The 1662-nt window shown below is 76.7% G+C and carries 1 protein-coding gene; it reads left to right on the top strand.

From position 1 onward, the window contains the following. Window positions 1-279: 279 nt before the first annotated feature. A partial coding sequence (locus C1I97_RS36815) for an MmgE/PrpD family protein (protein WP_111007227.1) occupies window positions 280-1662 on the top strand: 1383 nt, incomplete at its 3' end.

Raw genomic sequence — 1662 nt, 5'->3', positions numbered from 1 at the left:
CCCTGGCCGTTAGGCCCCCTGACCGTTCGGCCACCTCGCCACCCGGCTCCGGCCCCCTGACCGTTCGGCCACCTGGCCACCCGGCTTCCCGGCCACCCAGAGCCGGCAGTACCCGCAGGCCCGCCTCTCCGGCCGACCGCCGCACGCGTCCGTCGCGCCCCGGCCGCCAACTCGCTTTCCGCTGGATGCGAGCCGGGGACCGCTCAGCCCGCGCTGCTCCGACACTGGTCACCGCGGGTCGCCGAGGAGCCCCGCGGATCCACCGTAGAGAGGACAGCCGTGAGCCTCGCCGCCCCCACGCCGCAGCAGACCGGTGCCACCGCGCAGCTGGTCGGCTTCGTCTGCCGCCGGGACCACCGCGCCGAGCCCGCCACCCGGGCGGCCCTGCGCGGCCTGGTGGTCGACACCGTCGGCGTCGCCGTCGCCGGGCTCACCGCCCCCGCGGCCGCGCTGGTGCGCGACTGGGTCGAGGACCAGGCACCGTCCGGCGCGCCCGCGTCGCCCGGGACAGCGGCCGTCTGGGGCACCGCGGGCAGGCTCGGGCCGGCCGATGCCGCCCTGGTCAACGGCACCGCCGCGCACGCCCTGGACTGGGACGACGCCGCTCCCTCGATGGCGATGCACCCCGCGGCGGTCCTGCTGCCGACGCTCTTCGCGCTCGCCGCCCGCCGTCCGGTGACCGGTGCCGACCTCGTCGCCGCCTACAGCGTCGGCTCCGCCGTCTTCCGCGCGGTCTCGGAGGTGCTCCCGCACGCCGTCCACTACGGCCGCGGCTGGCACAACACCTCCACCACCGGACGGCTGGCCGCCACCGCCGCCGCCAGCCGGCTGCTCGGCCTGGACACCGGAGCGACCGCCCACGCCCTGGGCATCGCCGCCTCCCAGGCGGCCGGGAGCCTGGCCAACTTCGGCACGATGACCAAGCCGATGCACGCCGGCCTCGCCTCCCGGGACGCCGTGATGGCCGTCGGACTCGCCGTCCGGGGCTTCACCGCCCACCCCGCCCAGCTGGAGGCGCGCGGCGGCTTCCTGGACCTCTTCGGCGACCACGACCCGAGGCGCACGGCGCTCCTGGGCGAGCGCCTGGAGCACTGGGCGACCGGCTGGACCGACGACTACGCGATCAAGGTCTACCCCTCCTGCTTCGCCACCCAGCGCGCGATCGACGCGGGGATCTCCCTGCGCGAGGAGCTGGGCGCCGATCCCGGCCGGATCGCGCGGGTGGAGGTGACCCTCGAACACGGCGGCACCCGGCCACTGCGGGACACCGGGCCGGGCAACGGGCTCGAGGCCAAGTTCTCCCTGGAGTACACCCTCGCCGTCGCCCTGCTGACCGGGGACGTGCGGCTCGCCGACTTCACCGACGAGGCCCTGCGACGTCCGGGCGTGGCCGAGCTGATGGCCCGGATCGAGCTCGCGGAACGGCCGCCGGCCGAGGAGCCCGGCCACACCGTCGTCCGGCTGCACACCGACGACGGCCGGGTCCTGGTCCGCGACGTCCACCACTCCCGCGGCGACGCGCACCGGCCGCTCTCCCCCGCCGAACTGGCGGCGAAGTTCCACCAGTGCGTGGGGCACGACCCGGCCGCCCGGTCCTGGTTCGACGCGCTCCACGCCGTCCCGGACGCCGACGACCGCCGGGACCTGCAGACACTCCTCGCC

The sequence above is a fragment of the Streptomyces sp. NTH33 genome, from assembly GCF_003236365.1.
GTDB lineage: Bacteria > Actinomycetota > Actinomycetes > Streptomycetales > Streptomycetaceae > Streptomyces.
Note: the sequence above shows the minus strand (reverse complement) of the source record. Positions and strands in the feature narration are given on the sequence as shown.